This is a genomic window from Mycobacterium sp. TY815 (assembly GCF_030755135.1).
GTDB lineage: Bacteria > Actinomycetota > Actinomycetes > Mycobacteriales > Mycobacteriaceae > Mycobacterium.
On the sequence record NZ_JAUFRX010000002.1, the window covers coordinates 710,947 to 726,316 of the forward strand.

Consider the following 15,370-nt stretch of genomic DNA (forward strand, 5'->3'; position numbering starts at 1 on the left):
GTGCGGTCATGACCCAGGCGTCCACTTCAGCTGCGGGAACCGATACCCGGGAGGTCATCCTCGACGCCGCGTACGCCTGTTTCCGCAAGCAGGGCCTGCTCAAAACGACGATCGTCGACATCGCGAGGGAGGCCACCGTCTCCCGCAGCACCATCTACGAGTACTTCCGCGACAAGGGTGCCATCCTGGAAGCCTGCGCCGAGCACGCCTCCGAGCAGTTCTACCGCGAGATGTCGCGGGCCATGGCCCGGGGCGCTTCACTGGAGGAAAAGCTCTCCAACGCAGCGGTATTCGTCACCCAGGCGCGCCGCGCCATCGCCTCCGAGGAGTACTTCGACGAAGACGCGATCAGCCTGCTGCTGACCAAGGACGCCGCCCTGCTGCTGCGCGAATGCGTCGACTTCTTCGCGCCGTACCTCTCGGCCGCCAAACTCACCGGCGAGGTACGCAAGGACCTCGACATCGAGGCAGCCGGGGAATGGTTCGCGCGCATCCTGTTCTCGCTGTTCAGCACCGCGTCGCCGATTCGGGATATGGACGATCCCGGCGTGGTGGCCGCGTTCGTCAGCGCCTTCGCGGTACGTGGCTTCGCCGGCGATCGCCCCCGGCCGCGCCGGGTCACCGAAGGCCATTGACCCGCCTGCAAGCTTCTCGTGCAGTCGCACACCCTGACACCCCGTCGTACCCTGTTGGGACACGTTCGGCAGGATCCTTGGCAACGTGGCGGATGCGGGACGGCTGATCCAGAACCGGCTGCAGCACGGGAGGGGTGAGCAGCGTGTCAGAAACGGCGATCGGTCGCCCCGTCGACAGGGTGGACGGCGTCGACAAGGTGACCGGGGCGGCCCGATACGCTGCCGACACGGACGTAACTGGGCTGCGGTACGGCGTGCTCGTGCAGGCGGGCATCTCGCATGGCCGGGTCACTCGAGAGTCGCTGGAGTCCGCGGCCGCCGCCGCCAGTGCCGCGCCCGGCGTGGCCTGTGTCCTGACGCCGCTGAATTGCCCTGCATTACAAGCCGTTCCAGGTGATATCAGCTGGGATCTGCCGGTGGAGCGTCGCCCGCCGCTGGCAGATCTCACGGTTCAGCACTACGGCCAACACATGGCTCTGGTGGTTGCCGACACATGGGAGAATGCCACACTCGCCGCGTCCTCGATGCAACTGGAATACCGCGAACTTCCAGCAACACTCACGGCGCAGCAGGTGGTGCTCGATAACCCGGAACCCGCACGCGGCGGCGGTGACGCCATGATCCGCACCGGCTGGTATCGGCCCGACCATTTTGTGAAACTGCCGGAGGAAAAGCTTCAGGACCGCCGCGGCCCTGCAGACGAGCCGAACACCGGGACCCGGATCAGCGCGCGGTTCACGACACCCGAGAACGCACACTATCCGATCGAACTCGCGTCCTGCATCGCATCCTGGGAGGGCGATCGGCTGACGATCCACGACAGCACGCGCTGGATAGCCGGCGAACGTCGGGTCCTGGCAGCGCATCTCGGAATCTCCACCGACCAGATCCGGATCATCTCGCCGGTAGTGGGCGGCGCATTCGGATCGAAGAGCTTCCTGTGGATGCATGTGGTGCTGTGCGCGCTGGCCGCGAGAATGGCACGCAGCCCGGTCAAGCTGGTACTGAGCCGCGACCAGATGTTCACCTCGACCGGGCATCGTCCGCCCACCGAACAGGATTTGCGACTGGTCGCTGACGACAGCGGCCGGTTGGTCAGCATCGAGCACCACACCCTGACCACCACCTCGACCGTCGCGCACTTCTGCGAACCGGCGGGACTGTCCACCCGCTTCCTGTATCAGTCGCCGCGGCTGGTGGTCTCCCACACCGTCGGCAGAACTCACACTCCGACACCATGTTTCATGCGAGGGCCGGGCGAGGCTCCCGGTCTGTTCGCGCTCGAGGTGGCGATGGACGAGCTCGCCTACGCGCTCGGGACGGACCCGGTGCACTTGCGGTTGCTCAACGACGCACCCCAAGACCAGGCAACCGGCAGGTCGTGGTCTCAGCGCCATCTACTGGACTGCTATCGCCAGGGCGCCGAACGGTTCGGCTGGCCGTCACGACCCGTGTCGCCTCGTTCACTGCACCGCAATGGAATTCAGGTCGGGTGGGGTATGTCCACCGCCACCTATCCCGGGCGCAGGATGCCGGCGGGCTGCCGCGTCACCACCGACCGCGATGGTCATCTGATCTTCGCTTCGGCCACCCACGAGGTGGGCAATGGCGTGCGAACGGTCATGTGCCAGCTCGCCGCGGATGCCTCGGGCATGCCGCTGGACCAGGTGTCTTTTGTATCCGGAGACTCCTCTTTCCCGGAAGCGCCGTACAGCGGCGCATCGCAAACCACCGCGACCGTCGGTTCCGCGGTCTACGAGGCCGCGCAAGAGTGGAAGCAACGCCTGCTCTCGCTGGCCGTGACGGATCCGCAGTCTCCCTACTTCGACTGCAATCCGGGCACTCTCGACGTCAGAGCGGGAGCGGTGGTCAGTTCGGACGCGGCGATGCGTCCCATGCAAGTCACCGCGCTACTGGCCACCGCGTCGCCTGAGCTGCTGGCGGGTTTGGACTTCGTGCGGGTCAGCGATGGAGGTCCCACGGACGGGCCCGTCCCGCAGTCTTTCGGTGCTCACTTCTGCGAGGTCGAAGTCGACGAACAGATCGGCCGCGCGACGGTCACACGATGGGTCGGGGTGATGGACTGCGGCACGGTCATCAACCCGAAACTGGCTCGTAGCCAGGTGATCGGGGGAATCACCTTCGGACTCGGCATGGCGCTCATGGAACACGTGCCGTACGACCCGGACACGAATCACGCATTGGGCGAGTATTACGTCCCGACCCACGCGGACGTCCCTGATTTCGACATCTCTTTCATCGACAGCGCCGATCGCCAGCTCGATGCGTTCGGGGCGCGGGGCATCGGCGAGATCGGCATATGCGGCGTGCCCGCGGCGGTAGTCAACGCCATCTTCCATGCCACCGGCCGACGGCTGCGCGACCTGCCGATCACCCTGGAAAACCTGATGTCCCCGTTCACCTCCGAGGTCGAAGAGGTCCGCCGATGACTCCTGCCGCTCACCCGCACCCCATCGAGTTGACCGTCAATGACACCCCGCACACCGTCGCCGCCGACATCCGGTCCACCCTGCTCGACCTGCTTCGGGAACACCTGCACCTCACAGGCACCAAGAAGGGCTGCGACCACGGGCTCTGCGGGGCCTGCACGGTAGCGATCAACGGCGAACGCGTACTGAGCTGCCTGACACTGGCGGCAACGATCGACGGAGCCGACGTCACGACCATCGAGGGCCTCGCCGATGGCGACCGGTTGCACCCGCTGCAGGAAGCGTTCATCGAGCACGATGGATTCCAGTGCGGATACTGCACATCCGGGCAGATCAGCTCCGCGCACGCACTGCTGCGCGAACATGCCCGCGGCGACCTGTCGGTGGCCTCCTTCGACGAAACTCCGGCCGACATCGCCGAGGGCCCGGAGCGGCTGACGCACAACGAGATTCGGGAACGTATGGCGGGCAATATCTGCCGCTGCGGCGCGTATCCCAATATCGTCGCCGCGATTGCCTCCTGCCTGGACGGCCGCGATCGATGAGAACGTTCGAGTTCTACCGTGCCGCTTCGACACAGGACGCCATCGCCCGCGCCGCGACCGGCGCAACGTACTACGCGGGCGGGACGAATCTCCTCGATCTGATGAAACGGGGAGTAGAAGAACCCGCATCCCTGGTCGACATCGGCAGGCTGGATCTGCGCCACATCACCACAACTGAGCGCGGCGGCGTGCTGATCGGCGCCGGCACCACCAACAGCGCCATCGCCAATCATCACCTGATCCGCAGCCACTATCCCGTTCTGTCCCAGGCGATCCTGTCCGGCGCCACCACCCAGCTGCGGAACATGGCCACCGCCGGCGGCAATCTCATGCAACGGACCCGCTGCGCCTACTTCATGGACCCGGCGTTCCCTGCCTGCAACAAGCGGCAGCCCGGCTCAGGGTGCGCGGCACTCACCGGCTTCAACCGTGAACACGCGCTGTTCGGTGCCGGCGACACATGCGCCGCCGTGCACCCGTCCGACATGGCCGTCGCGTTGGCGATTCTGGACGCAGTCGTGCATGTCGAGTCGCCCGCGGGGACCCGCGTCATCCCGATCGGAGAATTCTTCCGGCTGCCGCACGATGACCCGCAGCACGACAATTCGACACGGCCGGGCGAACTGATCACCGGGATCGAGCTTCCTCCCTCCCCCTACGCGCAGAACTACTGGTATCTCAAGGTGCGTGATCGACACAGTTACGCGTTCGCCCTGGTATCGGTCGCTGTCGGACTCGCCGTCGTCGACGAGACGGTCGAATCCGTATCGATCGCCCTGGGCGGGGTGGCCGCCATGCCTTGGCGCGTAACGGAAGCCGAGGCGGCCCTGACGGGGAAGGCGCCCGTTGCGGAGCACTTCCTGGCGGCCGCCGAGCTTGCGCTCGAAGGCGCAGTCCCGCTGAGCCAGAACGGCTTCAAAGTGGATCTGGCCAAGCACAGTGTGATGCGGGCACTTCACCGCGCGGCAAACCGCACCGGATGACGCGATGCCTGTCATGACGCTGGGGGTGGTCCTGGCGGCAGGCGCCGGCAGCCGTTACGGCTCGCCAAAAGCCCTCGCCGAGAACTGGCTGCAACGCGCCGTCTCGGCGCTGGCCGCCGGTGGTGTCGGCGAGGTGCTGGTCGCGCTCGGCGCGGCCGACGTGCCCGTCCCCCGCCCGGCGACGCCGTTATGGGTGCCCGATTGGGCCGACGGCCTGTCTGCAACAGTCGCCGCCGCGATCCATGCGGCGCAATCCAAACCCGGTGTCGAGGCGTTGCTGCTGCACACCGTTGACACTCCCGACGTGGGACCCGCCGTCATCGAGCGGGTGCTGAGGTCAAACGCCGCCGGGCTGACGCGCGCGGTGTATCGGGGACGCCCCGGCCACCCCGTCGTCGTCGGGAGAGCGCACTGGCACGCGCTGCTCGACGAGCTGTCCGGTGATGTCGGCGCGGGGCCGTTCCTCGAGGCTCACCCCGATCTGGTGCGGGTGGAGTGTTCCGACCTCGCGAGCGGCGTGGACATCGATGCGCGTTGAGCTCAGTGACCTCGTTCGGCCAGGGCCCGCAGGAAGAAGCCGAGATTGGCCGGCCGCTCCGCCAACCGCCGCATGAAGTAGCCGTACCACTCGGTGCCAAACGGCACGTACACCCGCACCCGGTTGCCCGCTGCAGCCAGTCGCAACTGCTCGTCGTCGCGGATTCCGTACAGCATCTGGTACTCGAAACCGTCTGTATTACAGCCGAATTCGTGGGCCAGGGCCGGTACCGCCGCGATGATCGCCGGGTCATGTGAGGCCACCATCGGATACCCGCGACCGGCCATCAGCACCCGCAGGCAGCGCAAGTAGGACTCGCTGACGTCGGCAGCGGCCCGGTAGGCCACCGAAGCCGGTTCGTCGTAGGCACCCTTGCAGAGTCGGACGCGTGCTCCCACGGCGGCCAGCTCCGCACAGTCACCCTCGGTGCGACGGAGGTACGCCTGGAGAACCGTGCCGAGCCAGGGGAAATCGACCCGCAGATCACCCGAGATCGACAAGGTCGAATCGGTGGTGGTGTGGTCCTCGGCATCCACCGTCACCCAGGCGCCGATCGCTTCGGCCCGCTCGCAGATGGTGCGGGCGTTGTCCAGTGCGACCTTCTGCCCGTCACGTTCCAGCGACTGCCCCAGCGCCGAGAGCTTGACCGACACTTCCAGCGGCCGCACCCCCTCGGAAACGCAGTCACCCCGGCGCCCCAGCGCATCGAGCAGATCCAGGTAGGCCTGCACAGTGGCCGCCGCGTCGTCGACGTCGGTGACGTTCTCACCCAAGTAGTCGATGCTGAGGCAACGTTCGGAATCCCTCAGCGCGGCAACCACGTCCAGCACACCGCCCAACGTGTCCCCCGGAACGAACCTGCGCACCACCCGGCGGGTGAGCGGCGAGCGTTCCACGGCGCGGCGCAACCCGTCGGCGCGGCCTGCCGCCAGCATCGCCGGGCGCAGCGTGTGCGCGAATACCCCGGCCATTACTCTGCCGCCATGTGCGGGTAGGCGTGGTCGGTGGCCGGGACGAAGGTCTCCTTCACCGTGCGTGCCGACGTCCAGCGCATCAGGTTCAGAGGCGAGCCGGCTTTGTCGTTGGTGCCGGACCCGCGTGATCCACCGAACGGCTGCCGGCCCACGACGGCGCCGGTCGGTTTGTCGTTGACGTAGAAATTGCCTGCGGCGAAACGCAACCGGTGCTGGGCGGTCAGGACGGCGCGGCGATCGTCGGCGATCACCGCTCCGGTCAACGCATAGCGCGATCCGGTGTCGATCACATCGATGATCCGCTCGTACTGGTCATCGGGATACACGTGCACCGCCAGCAGTGGGCCGAAGTATTCGGTGGCGAACGCCTCATCGGTGGGATCGTCGGACAGCAGCACGGTAGGTCGCACGAAATAGCCGTCACTGTCGTCGTATTCGCCACCTGCCGCGATTGTCACGCCTGCGGCACCCTTGGCCCGCTCGATGGCGTCAACGTTCATGGTGAAGGCTCGCCGGTCGATCAGGGCGCCGCCGAAGTTCGACAGGTCGGTGATGTCGCCGTAGCGCAACGAACCTACGGTCCCCAGGAAATCGTCGCCCATCTGCTGCCACACCGAATGGGCGATAAATGCGCGCGATGCGGCCGAGCACTTCTGACCCTGATAGTCGAAGGCACCACGAATCAGCGCCGTAGTCAACACATCCGGACGCGCCGACGCGTGAGCAAGCACGAAGTCCTTTCCGCCCGTCTCTCCCACCAGACGCGGGTAGCTGTGATAACCGCCGATATTCGCGCCGACCTGTTGCCACAGGTGCTGGAATGTCGCCGTCGACCCGGTGAAGTGGATGCCGGCCAACCGTGGATCGCGCAGTGCCACATCCGATACGGCCAGGCCGTCCCCGGTCAGGAGGTTGATCACGCCGGGCGGCAACCCGGCCGCCTCCAACAGTTGCATGGTGAGGTAGGCCGACAGCGTCTGGGTGATGGACGGCTTCCAGATGACGGTGTTGCCCATCAGCGCCGGAGCGGTCGGCAGGTTGGCGGCGATGGACGTGAAGTTGAAAGGAGTTATGGCATAGACGAAGCCGTCCAGCGGACGATAGTCGCTGCGGTTCCACTCACCCGGCCCGCTGATCGGCTGCTGCGCCAGGATCTGCCGGGCGAAGGCGACGTTGAACCGCCAGAAGTCGATCTGCTCGCACGGCGCGTCGATCTCGGCCTGGTACACCGACTTCGATTGACCCAGCATGGTGGCGGCCGCGATCTTCTCCCGCCAGGGCCCGGCCAGCAGGTCCGCCGCCCGCAGGAACACCGCGGCGCGTTCGTCGAACGGCGTGGCCGCCCAGTCGGCCTTGGCGGCGGTGGCCGCTTCGATGGCGGCGCACGCGTCCGCGTGCACGGCATTCGTCAGCGTCCCCAGGGCCGCGGCATGTCGGTGCGGCTGCACGACCTCGATCCGCTCGCCATCGCCCATCCGGTGTCTGCCGGCGATCACGTGCGGCAGGTCGATCGGGTGGTCGGCCAGCGCCGCCAGTTCGGCACGCAGTCGCGCACGTTCGGGCGAATTCGGGGCGTAGTCGTGGACCGGCTCGTTGGCCGGCAACGGCACCTGTGTGATTGCGTCCATTCCGCCAGGATGCCCGGCGCGGGCTGCCCTTTGATTGGCCGATCAGCCAAGCTTCGGCCATATCGCTAGTAAGATCCGACAATATGGGTATCGGCCTGGGGCAACTGTTGCTCGCGCTGGACGCGACGATGGTCACGCTGGTGCGAGCACCCCGCGGTCTGGATCTGCCGGTGTCCTCGGCAGCCCTGATCGACTCCGACGATGTGCGCCTCGGGCTGGCGCGGGCCGCCGGCTCGGCCGACGTGTTCTTCTTCGTCGGGGTGACCGGTGACGAGGCGGCACGCTGTATCGGCAGCCAGGTCAACAGCCCGGTGGCGGTCTTCATCAAAGAGCCGTCGGAGGCGCTGGTGACCGCGGCCGTGCGGGCCGGCGCGGCTGTGGTGGCCGTGGAGCCCCAGGCGCGTTGGGAGCGCGTCTACCGATTGGTGAACCACGTCCTGGAGCACCACGGCGACCGGGCCGGCCCGCACGAAGATTCGGGTACCGACCTGTTCGGCCTGGCGCAGTCGCTCGCCGACCGCATTCACGGCATGGTCAGCATCGAAGACGCCCAATCACACGTGCTGGCTTACTCGGCCTCCAGCGACGAAGCAGACGAGTTGCGCCGGCTCTCCATCCTGGGCCGTGCCGGCCCGCCCGAGCACCTGCAGTGGATCGGGCAGTGGGGCATCTTCGACGCTCTGCGGGCCGGCGGCGACGTGGTACGCGTCGCCGAGCGTCCCGAGTTGGGACTTCGCCCCAGACTTGCGATCGGGATCCATCGGTCGGAGCCGCCGACGTTCGCGGGCACCATCTGGGTGCAGCAGGGTTCGCAGCCACTGGCCGACGACGCCGAGGAGGTCTTGCGGGGTGCCGCGGTCCTGGCCGCCCGGATCATGGCCCGGCTGGCGGCACGGCCGTCACCGCACGCTCAGCAGATGCAGCAACTCCTCGGACTCGGTCAGGGCGAGCCCGGTGATCTGTCCGCCGTCGCACGCGAGCTGGGGCTGCCAGCCGACGGGGCCGGCGCGTTGATCGGCTGGGACACCATCGGCGACACCGACCGGCAGTCCCGGCTCGCCGAGGTTGTGGCGTTGAGCGCCAGTGCCTTTCGGCCCGATGCACAGGTAGCGTCGAACGGTTCGCGCATCTATGCGCTGATTCCGCAGATCTCGAAGACCCGGTCGGTCTCCTCCTGGGTGCGCGGCACGATCAGCGCGCTGCGAACGGAATTGAACGTCGAAATGCGGGCGGTCATCGCGGCACCGGTCAACGGCCTGGCCGCCGTGGCGGCAGCTCGCTCCGAGGTGGACCGGGTGCTGGACAGCGCAGCACGCCACCCCGACTCATTCGGCCGGGTGACATCGCTGGCCGAGGCGCGCACCACGGTGTTGCTCGACGAAATCGTCACGCTGGTCGGCGCCGACGAGCGACTCGTCGACCCCCGGGTACGCGAGCTTCACGCACGCGACCCGGTGCTGACCGAGACACTGCGGGCCTACCTGGACTGCTTCGGCGACATCGGCGCAGCGGCGAGCTGGCTGCAGGTGCACCCCAACACAATCCGCTACCGGGTGCGCCGTATCGAGCAGTTGTTGGGCACGTCGCTGGCGAATCCCGATGTGCGACTGCTGTTTTCGCTGGGCATCCGGGCTACCGGGCGGCCGGCCTAGGCCACTACCCACAAGGTTCGCCGCAACCCTGCCCGCGCGGGGTAGAGTTTGGGACGCTCAGCGAGAGAAGGTGCGCAAGCCGTGTGGAGGTCACCGTGACGGAACAACCGCCGAATTGGCCGCCGCCGGAGTACCCACCGCCGAACCCCGGCGGTTACGGGTATCCGCCACCGAACTATCCACCACCGGCACCCGGTGGCTACGGCTACGGCTATCCGCCACCGGTCTACTCGGCGCCCAGGACCAACGCGCTGGCCATCGCATCGCTGGTGACCTCGTTGGCGGGGTTCTTCACCTGCGGCATCGGGAACATTCTGGGCCTGATCTTCGGCGTGGTCGGCCTAGTCCAGATCAGACGGTCCGGCGAAGGGGGCCGCGGACTGGCGATCGCCGGAGTCGTGATCAGCGCGCTCACATTCGTGGGCCTGTTAATGGCACTCATCATCGGAACCGTCAACCGCCACGCACGCGAAGAATACGATTACAGTTCCCAGCCCGCTGTGGTCGAACAGTGGTCCGCGCCGGTCGATCTCATGTCCTGCCACTGAGGCCCACGCGGCGGCCCGCGCCGGCGCAATAGTTATTCTCACGGTGAAGGTAACCGCAAGTGTTGCACCGGATTTCCGTGCGGTTAGGCTTCGTTGGTGGCCGATCATCCGTCGTCGTACCTGGTGCTGGCATCCCAGCGCAGCGGCAGCACCTTACTGGTCGAATCCCTGCGCGCGACGGGTGTGGCCGGTGAGCCTCAGGAGTTCTTCCAATACCTGCCTACCACCAGCCAATCCCCGCAACCACGCGAGTGGTTCGCCGGGGTCGAGGACGAGTCGATCCTGAAGCTGCTGGATCCGTTGGACGAGGGCAAGCCCGACCTGGCACCGCCCGAGATCTGGCGCGACTACATCCGCACGGTGGGCCGCACGCCCAACGGGGTGTGGGGCGGGAAACTCATGTGGAACCAGACGCCGTTGCTGCTGGACCGCGTGGCCGGCCTCAAGGAACGGTCGGGCGATGGCTTGCTGGCCGCCATCCGCGACGTGGTGGGTGAAGATCCGCTGCTGATCCACATCCACCGCCCCGACGTCGTATCCCAGGCCGTGTCGTTCTGGCGGGCCGTACAGACCCGCGTGTGGCGGGGCAGGCCGGACCCGGTTCGCGACGCGCGCGCCACCTATCACGCCGGCGCGATCGCTCACGTCGTGCGGATGCTGCAGGCGCAGGAGGAGGGCTGGCGGAACTGGTTTGCCGAGGAGAACGTCAAGCCGATCGAGATTTCCTATCCGGTGTTGTGGCGCAACCTGACTGAGGTGGTCGGCAACATCCTCGAAGAACTGGGCCTAGACCGGCGACTGGCACCCGAACCGGTGCTGCAAAGGCAGGCCGACCAACGTTCCGACGAGTGGGTGGACCGCTACCGGGCGGACGCCGAAAGAGAGGGGCTACCAACGTGACGCTCACGGATACAACTCACGTCGACGAGCTGCGCCTGCTGGAAGCCGAGGCGGTGCACATCATCCGTGAGGTCGTCGCCGAGCTGGAGCGACCGGTGCTGCTGTTCTCGGCAGGAAAGGATTCCATCGTTCTCCTTCGGTTGGCGGAGAAGGCTTTTCGTCCGCTGCCGCTACCCTTTCCGGTGATGCACGTCGACACCGGACACAACTTCCCCGAGGTGATCGAGTTCCGCGACCGCAGGGTGACCGGCCAGGGGCACAAACTCATCGTGGCCTCCGTTCAGGAGTCCATCGACAAGGGGCGCGTGCCGGACCCCGGGCCCAGCGCTTCCCGCAACCGTGCCCAGACCCGCACGCTGCTCGATGCTCTCGAGGAGGGCGGCTTCGATGCGGCATTCGGCGGCGCCCGTCGTGACGAGGAACGCGCCCGCGCCAAAGAACGCATCCTGAGCTTCCGTGACGAGTTCGGCCAGTGGGATCCGCGGGCGCAGCGCCCGGAGCCGTGGAGTCTCTACAACGGCCGGATCAAGAAGGGCGAGCAGGTCCGGGTGTTCCCGCTGAGCAACTGGACCGAGATCGACGTCTGGCGTTATATCGAGCTGGAAAACCTTGAAATACCGTCGATTTACTACGCACACGAACGGGAGGTGTTCGAGCGCGACGGCATCCTGCTGGCGGTCTCGGAGTACACCAGCCCGATCGACGGTGAACGAGCCGCGGTGGAATGGGTGCGCTACCGCACCGTCGGCGACCTGACCATCACCGGGGCGGTGCGCTCAGAGGCCACCGACATCACCCGGGTCATCAGCGAGATCTCGGCGGCGACGGTGTCCGAGCGCGGTGAGACCCGCGCCGATGACCGCACGTCGGCCGCTGCGATGGAAGACCGTAAGCGAGAGGGGTACTTCTGATGACCACCACCGAAGAGGCCGGAAAAGCCTCCCCGGGCCGGGGTTTGACGCGGCAGCTGCTGCGCATCGCCACCGCCGGCTCAGTGGACGACGGCAAGAGCACCCTGATCGGGCGCTTGCTGCACGACACCGACAGCTTGCCGCTGGACCACCTGGAGGCGGTGACCGACGAGGAGGGCGTCGCCGACCTCGCGGCCCTGTCCGACGGGCTGCGGGCCGAGCGCGAGCAGGGCATCACCATCGACGTCGCCTACCGCTTCTTCTCCACCGAGAACCGCAGCTACATCCTGGCCGACACCCCCGGGCACGAGCGCTATACCCGCAACATGTTCACCGGTGCCTCCAACGCGCACGTGGCGATCCTGCTCGTCGATGCGCGGGCCGGCGTGCTGCGCCAGACCCGCAGACACGCGCGGATCGCAAAACTGTTGGGTATCAAGCACTTCGTTGCCGCAGTCAACAAGATCGACCTGATCGACTTCGACCAGGACGGCTTCGCCGAAGTCGAGAAGGAACTGGGCCACGTCGCCGCGCGGCTCGGCGAAGTGGACCTGACGGTGATCCCACTGGCCGCCAAACTGGGCGACAATGTCGTGCACCGTTCCGACAACACGCCGTGGTACAGCGGGCCCACCCTGCTCGAATATCTGGAGACCGTGGAACTGGTAGCCCCACAGGCCGAGGCGTCGCGCCTACGCCTGCCCGTCCAGTGGGTCTCGCGGCCCACCGCCGAGGTGCGCCGCCGCTACACCGGCCGTCTCGCGGCCGGGACGCTCAGCGTCGGCGATCCGGTGATCTCGCTGCCCGCCGGCACCCGCTCCACGGTGACGGCGCTGGATACCCTCGACGACGAACGGACGACAGCTGTTGCCCCGCTTTCGGTTTCGATCGAACTCGCCGATGACATCGACGTGGGCCGGGGCGACGTGTTCATCAGCGGCGCCGAGGACGCGGTGCCGCCGGTGCTGGCCCGTGAACTCGACGCCATCGTGTGCTGGTTCGTCGATTCCCCGCTGCGGGCCGGTGATCGGCTCGCCCTCAAGCAGACCACCAAGAGTGTGCGGGCAACCGTGCAGGAGCTGCACTCCCGCCTGGACCCGGAGACCCTGGACGAGCTCGACGGTCCAGTTGAGTTGGTACTGAACGACATCGGCACAGTCACGCTGCGCACCAGCTCGGTGGTCCTGGCCGACCCCTACGACGAGAACCGGGACAGCGGCGCCTTCATCCTCATCGACGAGACGACCAACGACACCGTCGGAGCCGGCACCATCGTCGAGGCCAGGGAGGTCAAGCCCGGTAGCCACCAGCGCACTGACATCCGTTGGCACCCATCGGCTCTGGATCGCAAGCACCGCTGGACCGCTACCGGCCAACCAGGAGCGACGATCTGGTTCACCGGCCTGCCGGCGTCCGGCAAGTCCACCGTCGCGGTAGCCGTCGAACGCGCACTCGTCGAATCGGGCCGGGTGGCCTACCTGCTCGACGGCGACAACCTGCGCCACGGCCTGTCCGACGACCTCGGCTTCTCCCCCGGTGACCGTGCCGAAAACATCAGGCGGGTCGGGCATTTGACCCGTCTGCTGGCCGACGCGGGTGTGGTGGCGCTGGCGTCCCTGGTATCGCCGCTCAAGTCGGACCGGGAAACCGCTCGCGCCCTCAGCGTGGCCGCCAAGCTGCCGTTCCTGGAAGTCCACGTGGCCACGTCGCTCGCGGAGTGCGAAAAGCGGGATCCCAAGGGGCTTTACGCGCGGGCCCGCAGCGGTGAACTCAAAGGCCTGACCGGAGTCGACGCGCCCTATGAGCCGCCGGAGAGCCCCGACCTGGTGCTGGACACCACCAACGCCGACATCGACGAACTCGCCGCGCAGGTCATCAGCCTGCTCGACGAGGTCAGCCCCCGGCCGCCCCGGTAACAGTTCCCCAAAAACTCCGGTTCAGCGGTAACGTCGGTGGTAACCAACCGGTCCGCCGACGGGAGAAACCATGAGGCACCGCATCGTCGCAGGGCTGGCCGCTGTGCTGATGGCCGGGGGACTGATCGCCGCGGCGCCGCCGGCCAGCGCCGGCTGCCAGTACGGCGGCGGCTTCCTCAGTAAATGCGACGGACCGATCCAGCCTGACGGCACGTGGCAACGGTGCGTGGCGGTGACCCGGCTGGTTCCCAACGGCGCCAGTTCGTATCTGGTGCCGGACAAGCGCTGCGACGTGATGGGTCCCGGCCAGAACCCAGGCGATGTCGCCTTCGGCGACCCGCCGACGCACATCGACGACTGAACCGGCCGGCGCCCGATTCCGCTAACCGACGCGCCGTCCGTCACGCGACACGGTGACCCGGTCGCGCGCGTAGACCTCCGCCAGGAACTGTTCGACGGCGACCGCCGTGTGCGCCGCGCGGGCCGAGCCGAAGATGTCGAAAGCGTGCTGCGCCCACGGCATCTCGGCGTATACCACCGGATTGCGGCTCACCTCACGCAGCCGTGTGGTGAAGGCGCGCGCCTGCTCGACCGGGATCAGCGAGTCGTTGGTGCCGTGCAGCACGAAGAATGGCGGCGCATCCTCGGAGACGTGGGTGATCGGCGAGGCGAGCCGGAACGGCTCGGCAATCTCGTTGCGGCCCAGCTTGAAAACCCGTTTGGCCATCATGGCCGGCATCATCGGATGCACCGCGTCGTCGCGGGTGAAGTCGTAGAACCCGTAGAACGGGATCGCGGCCTGTACCCGGGTGTCCGCCTCCTCGAAGCCGACCTGAAACCGCGGCTCGTTAGGAGTAAGTGCCGCAAGGGAAGACAGATGTCCCCCGGCTGACCCACCGGTGATCGCAATCCATTCCGGATCGCCGCCGTACTCGGCGATGTTCTCCTTCGTCCAGGCGATCGCCCGCTTCACGTCGACGATCTGGTCGGGCCAGGTCGAGCGCGGGCTCAGCCGATAGTTGACCGACACGCAGATCCAGCCGAGTTCGGCCAGGTGGCTCATCAGGGGGTGGGCCTGTCCCCGCTTGTTGCCCACCATCCAGGCACCGCCGTGCACCTGCAGCAGCACCGGTGCGGGCTCGTCGCGGTCGAGGTCAGGCCGCCGCCAGATGTCGAGATGATTGCGCGACCCGAATTCTCCGTAACTGATGTCGACGTCGTGGGCGTAATCGCGCCAGATGCGCAGCATCCGCGCCGGGCCGGGCTTCTTGGCGGTGGCGCCGTCGGGCGCCGGCCGCTTCCACAGATCGCCGGCCCCGGTGCGCCGGTCTGGTCCCAGGCCCTCGTCCAGCGCAGCGGTCAGCACCTCGTCGGCGGACCGGCCGCTGCGGTGCAGCCCGAGGAGCCCGAGCCCGGACACGGTCGCCAGCAACCAGCTGACCAGGCGTGTGCGGCGCGGCACCTGAGGAGTTACCGCCGCGAGCGCGGCAAACTGTGCAGCGAGCGCCGGCACCGGGAGCTCGGTTGCGAACAGGCCGTAGCCGAACGCATGCCCTGCCAGGTAGCCGCGCTTGCTCACCGGTCGGTAGCCGTTGACGGCGAACAACAGCCCAGCCAGAGATACCAATATCGCCGCTATCCGCTTCATCGACTTGTCCTCCCCGTCGACCTCGGGCATCACCCGCCCGAT

The 15,370-nt window shown here is 67.2% G+C and carries 14 protein-coding genes; 11 read left to right on the plus strand and 3 right to left on the minus strand.

From position 1 onward, the window contains the following. Positions 1–8: 8 nt before the first annotated feature. From QXK92_RS22810 to QXK92_RS22830, 5 genes are all read left to right on the plus strand, one after another. Positions 9–635 carry a TetR/AcrR family transcriptional regulator gene (locus QXK92_RS22810; RefSeq protein WP_306245462.1) on the plus strand — a complete coding sequence of 209 codons (627 nt, stop codon included), beginning with the start codon at positions 9–11 and terminating at the stop codon, positions 633–635. A 143-nt stretch (positions 636–778) separates the two neighbouring features. Beyond that, the gene (locus tag QXK92_RS22815) at positions 779–3,085 is read left to right on the plus strand and encodes a xanthine dehydrogenase family protein molybdopterin-binding subunit (RefSeq protein WP_306245464.1); all 2,307 of its coding nucleotides are present in this window, start codon (positions 779–781) and stop codon (positions 3,083–3,085) included. Beyond that, complete coding sequence (locus QXK92_RS22820) at positions 3,082–3,630, plus strand: (2Fe-2S)-binding protein (protein WP_306245467.1); 549 nt, start codon at positions 3,082–3,084, stop codon at positions 3,628–3,630. The genes QXK92_RS22815 and QXK92_RS22820 overlap by 4 nt, the downstream gene beginning before the upstream one ends. Next, positions 3,627–4,613 carry a xanthine dehydrogenase family protein subunit M gene (locus QXK92_RS22825; protein ID WP_306245469.1) on the plus strand — a complete coding sequence of 329 codons (987 nt, stop codon included), beginning with the start codon at positions 3,627–3,629 and terminating at the stop codon, positions 4,611–4,613. Before QXK92_RS22820 ends, QXK92_RS22825 begins: the two co-directional genes overlap by 4 nt. 4 nt (positions 4,614–4,617) lie before the next feature. Then, positions 4,618–5,151 (plus strand): NTP transferase domain-containing protein, encoded by a 534-nt coding sequence (locus QXK92_RS22830; RefSeq protein ID WP_306245471.1) that lies wholly within the window; start codon positions 4,618–4,620, stop codon positions 5,149–5,151. Between the two features lie 2 nt (positions 5,152–5,153). On the opposite strand, the gene QXK92_RS22835 is transcribed toward QXK92_RS22830, so the two are convergent. Both QXK92_RS22835 and pruA read right to left on the minus strand, forming a co-directional pair. Then, positions 5,154–6,122: a proline dehydrogenase gene (locus QXK92_RS22835; protein WP_306245472.1), complete on the minus strand. Its 969-nt coding sequence runs from the start codon at positions 6,120–6,122 to the stop codon at positions 5,154–5,156. Then, positions 6,122–7,753 carry an L-glutamate gamma-semialdehyde dehydrogenase gene (gene pruA, locus QXK92_RS22840; RefSeq protein ID WP_306245475.1) on the minus strand — a complete coding sequence of 544 codons (1,632 nt, stop codon included), beginning with the start codon at positions 7,751–7,753 and terminating at the stop codon, positions 6,122–6,124. The genes QXK92_RS22835 and pruA overlap by 1 nt, the downstream gene beginning before the upstream one ends. An 83-nt stretch (positions 7,754–7,836) precedes the next feature. Here pruA and QXK92_RS22845 point away from each other — a divergent pair, with 83 nt between their 5' ends. The 6 genes from QXK92_RS22845 (at position 7,837) to QXK92_RS22870 (ending at position 14,041) form a co-directional block, all read left to right on the plus strand. Further along, positions 7,837–9,405: a CdaR family transcriptional regulator gene (locus QXK92_RS22845; RefSeq protein ID WP_306245476.1), complete on the plus strand. Its 1,569-nt coding sequence runs from the start codon at positions 7,837–7,839 to the stop codon at positions 9,403–9,405. A 95-nt stretch (positions 9,406–9,500) separates the two neighbouring features. Continuing rightward, positions 9,501–9,953, plus strand: a complete 453-nt coding sequence (locus QXK92_RS22850; RefSeq protein ID WP_306245477.1) for a DUF4190 domain-containing protein — start codon at positions 9,501–9,503, stop codon at positions 9,951–9,953. Between the two features lie 96 nt (positions 9,954–10,049). Next, positions 10,050–10,853 (plus strand): Stf0 family sulfotransferase, encoded by an 804-nt coding sequence (locus QXK92_RS22855; protein WP_306245479.1) that lies wholly within the window; start codon positions 10,050–10,052, stop codon positions 10,851–10,853. Then, on the plus strand, positions 10,850–11,764 hold the full coding sequence (cysD, locus tag QXK92_RS22860; RefSeq protein WP_306245481.1) for a sulfate adenylyltransferase subunit CysD: 915 nt from the start codon (positions 10,850–10,852) through the stop codon (positions 11,762–11,764). The genes QXK92_RS22855 and cysD overlap by 4 nt, the downstream gene beginning before the upstream one ends. Beyond that, complete coding sequence (gene cysC / locus QXK92_RS22865) at positions 11,764–13,680, plus strand: adenylyl-sulfate kinase (RefSeq protein ID WP_306245483.1); 1,917 nt, start codon at positions 11,764–11,766, stop codon at positions 13,678–13,680. Before cysD ends, cysC begins: the two co-directional genes overlap by 1 nt. 70 nt (positions 13,681–13,750) lie before the next feature. Beyond that, entirely contained in the window at positions 13,751–14,041 is a 291-nt protein-coding gene (locus QXK92_RS22870; RefSeq protein ID WP_306245484.1) for a hypothetical protein, read from the plus strand. Positions 14,042–14,062: 21 nt separating this feature from the next. Here the strand turns inward: QXK92_RS22870 and QXK92_RS22875 are convergent, their stop codons facing one another. Then, complete coding sequence (locus QXK92_RS22875; protein WP_371934582.1) at positions 14,063–15,358, minus strand: alpha/beta hydrolase fold domain-containing protein; 1,296 nt, start codon at positions 15,356–15,358, stop codon at positions 14,063–14,065. Between the last annotated feature and the right edge of the window lie 12 nt (positions 15,359–15,370).